The sequence below is a fragment of the Amycolatopsis panacis genome, from assembly GCF_003600245.1.
GTDB lineage: Bacteria > Actinomycetota > Actinomycetes > Mycobacteriales > Pseudonocardiaceae > Amycolatopsis > Amycolatopsis sulphurea.
In genome coordinates, this window is the sequence record NZ_QZFV01000094.1 from 49,783 (window position 1) to 57,282 (window position 7,500).

General features: G+C 66.8%; 7 protein-coding genes. 4 read left to right on the forward strand and 3 right to left on the reverse strand.

Features of this window, described 5'->3' with window-relative positions; all coding sequences use genetic code 11:
* Nucleotides 1–24 precede the first annotated feature (24 nt).
* A complete protein-coding gene (locus D5S19_RS19560) occupies nt 25–765 on the reverse strand; it encodes an SDR family NAD(P)-dependent oxidoreductase (RefSeq protein ID WP_120024788.1) in 741 nt (246 codons plus the stop codon).
* Nucleotides 766–950: 185 nt separating this feature from the next.
* Here D5S19_RS19560 and D5S19_RS19565 point away from each other — a divergent pair, with 185 nt between their 5' ends.
* Nucleotides 951–1,622: a TetR/AcrR family transcriptional regulator gene (locus D5S19_RS19565; RefSeq protein ID WP_120024789.1), complete on the forward strand. Its 672-nt coding sequence runs from the start codon at nt 951–953 to the stop codon at nt 1,620–1,622.
* 13 nt (nt 1,623–1,635) lie between these two features.
* On the opposite strand, the gene D5S19_RS19570 is transcribed toward D5S19_RS19565, so the two are convergent.
* On the reverse strand, nt 1,636–2,661 hold the full coding sequence (locus D5S19_RS19570; RefSeq protein ID WP_120024790.1) for a phosphotransferase family protein: 1,026 nt from the start codon (nt 2,659–2,661) through the stop codon (nt 1,636–1,638).
* Nucleotides 2,658–3,872, reverse strand: a complete 1,215-nt coding sequence (locus D5S19_RS19575; protein ID WP_120024791.1) for an acyl-CoA dehydrogenase family protein — start codon at nt 3,870–3,872, stop codon at nt 2,658–2,660. Before D5S19_RS19575 ends, D5S19_RS19570 begins: the two co-directional genes overlap by 4 nt.
* Before the next feature lie 142 nt (nt 3,873–4,014).
* Here D5S19_RS19575 and D5S19_RS19580 point away from each other — a divergent pair, with 142 nt between their 5' ends.
* Genes D5S19_RS19580 through D5S19_RS19590 form a run of 3 tightly spaced genes read left to right on the forward strand, consistent with a single transcriptional unit; the run spans nt 4,015 to nt 7,246 of the window.
* Complete coding sequence (locus D5S19_RS19580) at nt 4,015–5,631, forward strand: AMP-binding protein (RefSeq protein ID WP_120024792.1); 1,617 nt, start codon at nt 4,015–4,017, stop codon at nt 5,629–5,631.
* Nucleotides 5,628–6,419 (forward strand): enoyl-CoA hydratase/isomerase family protein, encoded by a 792-nt coding sequence (locus D5S19_RS19585; protein ID WP_120024793.1) that lies wholly within the window; start codon nt 5,628–5,630, stop codon nt 6,417–6,419. Before D5S19_RS19580 ends, D5S19_RS19585 begins: the two co-directional genes overlap by 4 nt.
* Nucleotides 6,420–6,472: 53 nt before the next feature.
* Nucleotides 6,473–7,246 (forward strand): enoyl-CoA hydratase/isomerase family protein, encoded by a 774-nt coding sequence (locus tag D5S19_RS19590; RefSeq protein WP_120024794.1) that lies wholly within the window; start codon nt 6,473–6,475, stop codon nt 7,244–7,246.
* Nucleotides 7,247–7,500 lie beyond the last annotated feature (254 nt).

Below are 7,500 nucleotides of genomic sequence, written 5' to 3' on the forward strand. Positions count from 1 at the left end.
AAGATCGTGCAGACCAACCGGCACTCAGGGCGCGATCCGCAGCGCGCCGTCGAGCCGGATGACTTCCCCGTTGAGCATCGGATTGGACGCGATGTGCAGGGCCAGCGCGGCGAACTCGCCGGGACGGCCGAGGCGGTGCGGATGCGGGACCTGATTCGTCACCTGTCGTGACGACTCCGGGTGCACCTGCGACAGGATGGGCGTGTCGAAGATCCCCGGTGCGATGCTGACCACCCTGATGCGCCGGGAGGCAAGGTCGCGGGCGGCATGCAGGGTCAGGCTGGCCACTCCGCCTTTGGACGTCGCGTAGGCGACGTGCCCCGTCGGCGCCTCGAAGGCCTCCGCGGATGCGGTGGTGACGACGACCCCGCGCTCCTCGTCGACGATCGGGTTGTGCTGCATCCGTTCGGCTGCGAGCCGCAGGACGTTGAAGGTGCCGACCAGGTTGACTTCGACGATCGACCGGAACCGGTCCAGGGACAGCGCTGAGCCCGACAGGTCGATGAGGCGTCCGGGGCTGCCCACGACCCCGGCGCAATGGACAACGAGCCGAAGGGGCGCAAAGCTTTCCGCCGTGTCCAAGGCGGCACGCACATCCCGATCGTCGAGCACATCGCAGGCCAGCGGTGTCACGCCCGCGACGGGTTGGGGGCGGAGGTCCGCGGCCACCACGTGAAAGCCGTTCGCGGCGAGCAGTTCCGCGGTGGCGCGGCCCAGGCCCGAAGCGCCTCCGGTGACCAGTGCCGACCGTGGGACGGATGCCATCTCGATCTCCTCCCCACCCAGGTGGGACCTGGCCCAGGTGCTTCGGCGCCGGGATCATCAGACCACAGGCGCGCGTCACTTCGCCTTCGCCGGTGTTCACGATCCGGTGTCGGCCGGACTGGTGACCGCGCCGATGCCGGACCTGAGATCCGGCCGACTGGTCGGTAGTTGCTAGGGTGGGGAAGATGTCCAGCGGCACGGGGACGAGCGGGGGTCAGATGCCGGCACGACGATCGACCGGAGCCCGGTCGGCCAAGCGTCAGCGGCAGATCAGTGACGCCGCGGCCAAGTTGTTCAGGGCGAACGGGTACGTCAACACCTCGATGCAGGACCTCGCCGACGAAGTCGGCATTCTCAAGCCGAGCCTGTACTACCACATTCGCTCCAAAGAGGACCTGCTGTACGAGATCTTCGCCGAGATCCATGAGGACGTCCAGCGGATCATGGCCGAGATCGACGCGCAGGATGATCTCGACGCTTCGGCGAAGCTGCGGCTGTGGGCGCGGCTCCATGTGCATCACGCGATCACCCATCGGGAGAAGATCGCCGTCTTCTTTCAGGAGGTCGGCTCGCTGAGTCCGGAGCGCATGGCGCCGATCATGGTCATGCGCCAGGCGTATGAGCGGTTCGTCCTCTCGCTGATCCAGGGCGAGCAGCTCGACGGCAAGATCGATCAGTCCCTCGACGCCAAGCAGCTGTCGTTGCTGGCGTTCGGCGTCCTCAACTGGATGCACACGTGGTACCAGCCCCGTGGTGGCGCGGCCGGCGACGACAGGCTCGCGGACCTGTGTGCCGACTTCATTCTCGGCGGGCTGCACAGCGTTGCCTCGCCCGGCGGGAAGCGGCCGCCGCGGTAGAGCCTGCCGGCGGTCAGCCCGTCATCGCATCACGCATCAGCGCGTGGCCCAGGTGGATGAGCTTTTCGGCCTTCATGCCCAGCCTCCCGGCAGCGGCGCTCGCGGACCGCGGGTCGATCAGCCACCTCTGGTGCACGCCTTGGATGATGATGGCCAGGCGCCAGTAGGCGAGCACCCTGAAGTACCCGAGGTCGGCCAGGTCCCGTCCCGACTGCGCCGCGTACGCCTCGACGATGTCGGCTTGGCCGGCGAAGCCTGGTTCAAGCGTGAGATCGTCGTCGGTGGCCGGATGCACGCCTGGCTCGTCGGGCCAGTAGGCGAGCAGCGTGCCGAGGTCGGCGAGCGGGTCTCCCAGGGTGCACAGTTCCCAGTCCAGCACACCCGATACGGAACCCGTCGGATCGAGAAGCACGTTGCCCAGGCTGTAGTCACCGTGGACGATCCGATGCTCGGCCTGTGGTGGCATGTGCAGCTTCAGGTACCGCGTGATCTCGTCGACCTGCTGGTCGGTTGCGTTGCCGATCGCGGTCCACCTCGGGGACCACCGGTTGATCTGGCGTTCGGCGTAGCTCGTACGCGGGCCGATGTGGTCGAGCCCGCACTGGTGCGGATCGAGAGCGTGAATCCCCGCCAGGCGCTCCGCCAGCGAGGGTCCGACCCGGGCACGGGCGTCGAGGGGCAACAGGCGCGCGTCGTCGATGGAGTCCATGACGGCCCCGGCGAGATGCGCCATCACAAGGAACGGCGCACCCGCCACCGACGCGTCCGTACACAGCGCCACCGGGGACGGCACCGGTACGTCCGTAGCGGCGAGCCCCGTCAGGATGTCGAACTCGCGCTTCACATAGCGCGCGGAGCCGTCGTCCGACCGTGGTGGATGCCGCAGCACGAGGTCGGGGAGCGAGCCCTCCGTGGTGAGCAGGTAGGTCAGGTTCGAGTTGCCCTCGCCCAGCCTGCGTGATCTGACCCGGTGTCCCAGCGCGATCCCTTGTTCGCCAAGCCAGTACTGCGCCGCATCGAGGTCGAACACCGCCGTCATGCGTCCTGCTTCGACCGGGACCGGATCTCATGGCGCGCGATCGCCATCCGATGCACTTCGTCGGGACCGTCGACGATCCGCATCGTCCGCAGATGTGCCCAAAGTTCGGCCAGGATCGTGTCGTCGGACACTCCGGCGCCCCCGTGGATCTGGATGGCCTGGTCGACGACGCGCAGTGCGACCTCAGGCGCCGCCACCTTGATCGCGGCGATCTTGGACGCCGCTTGCTTGTAGCCCACCGTGTCCATCAGCCACGCCGCTTCCAACGTCAGCAGGCGGACCATGTCGATGTCGATCCGTGCCTGGGCGATCCGGTCACCTACGTTCGCCCGGTCCGCGATCGCGGTGCCGAAGGTGGACCGGGACACCGAACGATCGATCATCATCTCCAGGGCTCGTTCGGCCGCGCCGATCGTACGCATGCAGTGGTGGATCCGGCCCGGTCCGAGACGGCCCTGGGCGATGGCGAATCCGTCGCCTTCGGCACCGATCAGGTTCGATGCCGGCACCCGGACATCGCGGAACTCGATCTCGCCGTGGCCCTCCCGGTGCCGGTAGCCGAACACGGGGAGGTTGCGCAGCACGGTGAGGCCTTCGGTGCCCATGGGGACGATGATCTGGCTCTGCTGCCGGTGACGCGGGCCGTCGTCACTGGTGCGGCCCATCACGATCAGGAACGCGCAGCGAGGATCCAGTGCTCCGGAGGTCCACCACTTCCGGCCGTTGAGAACGTACTCGTCCCCGTCGCGCACGAACCTCATCGCGATGTTCGTGGCGTCGGAGCTGGCCCGGTCGGGCTCGGTCATCGCGAAGGCCGACCTGATCGTTCCGTCCAGCAGCGGCTCCAGCCACTGCTTCTTCTGCTCGGGGCTGCCGTACCTCGCGAGCAGCTCCATGTTGCCCGAGTCGGGCGGTGAACAGTTGCAGGCCTCCGAGGCGAGCACGCTCCGCCCCATGATCTCGGCCAGCGGTGCGTACTCATGCACTGTCAGTCCGGCCCCATACTCGGAATCCGGGAGAAAGAGGTTCCACAGACCGCGAGCGCGGGCTTCGTGCTTCAGCTCCTCCAGGACCGCCGCCACGTGATGCGGATCGCCGGCCTCCGCCATCTGTGCGGCGTAGGTGGCCTCGCCCGGATAGACGCACTCGTCCATGAAGGTGAGCAGACGGTGCTGCGCATCGGCCACTCGCGTGCTGAACGAAAAGTCCATGTCCCGTTTCCTGTTCTCCGTGCCGTGCTCGGCCGGCCTCTTGTCCCGGCTACCGCTCCCGGCGTGCCGGAGCGATGGAGTCTGGCGACCTCTCCGAGAGTACCGTATTCTAACCGTCGGGTAGGTTAGAAATGGAGGACAGGTGAGGGGAACTCGGTACCCCGAGCCGCGGGTCGGCGACGGTTATCGCCGGAGCGGGGCGTGGGCGGATCTTGTCCTTGCCGGCGCGCTGGACGAGGCCGCGCGGAAGTGGCCGGACCGGCTCGTCGCCGTGGATGCCCAAGGTCCGGTGACGTTCGCCGAACTGCACGCGGCCGCGGCGCGGCTGGCTCGTACGATGGCCGACGCCGGTACGGTCGCGGGCGATGTCGTCTCGGTGCAGTTGCCCAACGGCCGTGAGGCGCTCGCCTACGTGTGGGCCGCACTCTCGCTCGGCGCCGTGGTCAACCCGATCGTGCCGATCTATCGCGGTCATGAGCTCTCGCAGATTCTCGACGAAGCCGTCCCCCGATTCGTGGTGGCGCCGGTCACGCATCGTGGCCGCGACTACCGGGAGGTCTACGCGGACCTGCCGGTGCCGGCCCGCACCGAGATCCGGCACGTCGAACTGGGCGCACCACTGGACACGGCCCCCGCGACGATGCCGAAGGCCGGCAGGATCGACGCCGACGACATCGCGCTGCTGCTCTACACCTCCGGGACGACCGCATCGCCCAAGGGAGTTCTGCACAGCCACAACACGTTGCGGTACGAGGTCTTCTCCCAGGCGGCCATCTACGAGCTGACCGAGGACGACGTCGTCTTCATGCCCTCGCCCGTCACGCACATCACGGGCTTCCTGTGGGGTTGCCTCGCGCCGGTGCTGCTGGGACTTCGTGTGGTCTTTCAAGACCAGTGGAGCGCGGAGACCGCGTGGCGGTTGATCCGAGAGCAGAAGGCGACCTTCACGATGGTCTCGGCCCCGTTCATCAGGGGCCTCACCGAATCGGCTTCGGCCCCGGCCAGTCCGCTCAGCCATGTCCGCGTCGTCGCGTGCGGGGGTGCCGACATGAGCGCCGAGCTGATCGCCTCGGCACAAGCATCGATCGGGCCGACCTACCGTCTGTACGGAGCGTCGGAGTGCCCCTCGGCCGTAGCCCAGTGGCCGAAAAGCCTTGATGGGCAACGAGCGGTCAGCGATGGATACCCGTTCGGGTCGACCACGGTCAAAGTGATCGATGAGAACGAGGTCGCGGTCACGCCCGGGAGACAAGGGCAGGTCGTGTGGCGGGGCCCGGACATGTTCCTCGGCTACCTCGATGCCGAACAGAACACCGGGGCGTTCACCTCGGACGGGTTCGGGCGAAGCGGCGACCTGGGAGTGCTGGCCGAGGACGGATCACTGCGAATCTCCGGCCGGGTCAAGGACATCATCAACCGTTCCGGCGAAAAACTCAGCGCGCGCGACATCGAGGAAGCGCTGGCGACGCACCCACGGATCGCCGAGGTCGCGGTCGTCGCCTCGCCGGACCCGCGGACCGGTGAGCTGGTGTGCGCCTACATCGTTCCGCTGGGCAACGGACCGACCCTGGCCGACGTGCGCGAACACCTGCTCGCGCAAGGCCTGGCCACGCAAAAGATCCCCGAACGCCTGGTCGTCGTGAGCGATCTCCCGCGCACGCCCAGTGGAAAGGTGCAGAAAAACGTTCTGCGGCAATGGGAGTGGGCGCCGGGCGATCGGATCGGGCATCTCCGGAGAAGCGAGGAAAGGACGAGATGAGTTCATCGTATGACTATCTGAAGGTGGACGTGGTCGCCCCGGGGGTCGCGGTGGTGACCCTGAATCGCGGCGCGGTCAACGCGATCAGTGAGGACATGTTCGACGAGATCCGGGCATTCTTCGAGAACGTGGGACACGACGACGGGCTCGACGCCGTGGTGGTCACCGGTGCCGGCGACCGTGCCTTCTCGGCGGGAAACGATCTCCATGAGTTCCTCGAACTCAACCCCGACAACGGCGACCAGCGGATGGCGCGCGTGTGGCGTTCCCTCAAGGCCGTCTATGAGGCGAGCATTCCGGTCATCGCGGCGGTCAACGGCCCCGCGCTCGGCTCGGGATTCGCGATCGTGTCCTGCGCCGACCTGGTCGTGGCGAGCGAGCGATCGACATACTGCCTTCCCGAGCTCAAGGTGGGAGTCCTCGGCGGTGCCAAGTTCGCCGCACGGATGATTCCCGAGCAGGCCATGCGGCGGATGCTGTTCACGGCCGATCCGGTGACAGCCGAGGAAATGGTTCGCTGGGGAGCGCCGTTCGAGGTGGTTTCCCACGATCGTCTGCTGCCCCAGGCCATCGAGCTGGCGACCCATGTCGCCGGCAAGGGCAAGAACGCTGTTCGGCTCGCCAAAAGCGCCATGAACGGGTGTGAGGCGCTGAGCCTGTTCGACGGGTATTCGCTTGAGCAGACCTACACCGTCCGTATGTCGGGATATCCCGAGGCAAGGATCGCCACCCAGGCCACGGTCGACCGGCTGGCCGCCAACCGGCTCCGGTCGGTCGAGAGCCGGTAGAGCCGGTAGAGCCGGTCGTAGCCGGGAGGGGAAAGGCATCGAGGAGGATCACCATGCTTGTGACACGCCTTGCTGAATACGCGCCGAAGTACCACCACGTCAAGCTCGAACGCGACGACTTGGGCATCCTTGTCGCCCGGATGCACACCGATGGTCAGGACCTGGTGTGGGGACACGATCCCGAGGAGGAGATGGCGTCGTTGTGGGAGGACATCGCGCGCGATCCGGAGAATCGCGTCGTCGTCCTGACCGGTTCGGGAGAGACGTTCATCGACAAAGAGGGTTTCGGCGGCATGTCCGTCACGCCGGAGACGTGGCATCGGATCCATTTCACCGGTCGCCGCCTCGTGCTGAGCCACCTCGACATCGAGGTCCCGATGATCGCGGCGATCAACGGCCCCGCGACGATTCATTCGGAGCTCGCGCTGTTGTGCGACATCACGCTCGCATCGGAAACGGCGGTGTTCGCCGATCGTCCGCATTTCTCGAACGGCCTGGTGCCGGGCGATGGCATTCAGGTGATCTATCCGTTGCTGATGGGGTTCAACCGGGGCCGGTACATGCTCCTGACCGGACAGCACATTCCGGCCGGCGAGGCTTTGAGTCTCGGACTGGTCAACGAGGTACTCCCGGCCGGAGACCTCATGGCCCGCGCCATGGAACTCGCTCGCGGACTGGCCGTCAAGCCGGACCTCACCTTGCGTTCGACCCGCAACCTGTTCACCCAGCTGATCCGCCGGGCCTTCCAGGACAATGTGGGTTACGGCCTCATGGCCGAAGGCCTGGCGGCCATGAACTACTGGCCGAGTGACGATCTGGGCGACTGACCGACCTCACTCGGAGCGCGGTGACGCGCTCCGAGTCTGTTACTCCGTCCCGGCGGCGCTGACCTGGCACACGTAGCGCGCAAGCCCGGTCCTTTAGACCACATCTCATTTGGGGTTGTTGTGGGTTACAAGATCCAGCTTGACGGCTCGGCGGTAGCAGATCACTGCGCAGGCCAGCTGGGTGAAACCCAGGAAATGGGCGGCCTTGCGCTCGTAGCGGCGTGCCAGCCGCCGGAACCGGGAAACCCACTCCA

Excerpts from the sequence above, each read along its gene's own strand:
- D5S19_RS19575 (WP_120024791.1), bottom strand. The coding sequence starts at position 3,872 with ATGGACTTTTCGTTCAGCACGCGAGTGGCCGATGCGCAGCACCGTCTG.
- D5S19_RS19585 (WP_120024793.1), top strand. The coding sequence starts at position 5,628 with ATGAGTTCATCGTATGACTATCTGAAGGTGGACGTGGTCGCCCCGGGG.
- D5S19_RS19570 (WP_120024790.1), bottom strand. The coding sequence starts at position 2,661 with ATGACGGCGGTGTTCGACCTCGATGCGGCGCAGTACTGGCTTGGCGAA.
- D5S19_RS19590 (WP_120024794.1), top strand. The coding sequence starts at position 6,473 with ATGCTTGTGACACGCCTTGCTGAATACGCGCCGAAGTACCACCACGTC.
- D5S19_RS19560 (WP_120024788.1), bottom strand. The coding sequence starts at position 765 with ATGGCATCCGTCCCACGGTCGGCACTGGTCACCGGAGGCGCTTCGGGC.
- D5S19_RS19565 (WP_120024789.1), top strand. The coding sequence starts at position 951 with ATGTCCAGCGGCACGGGGACGAGCGGGGGTCAGATGCCGGCACGACGA.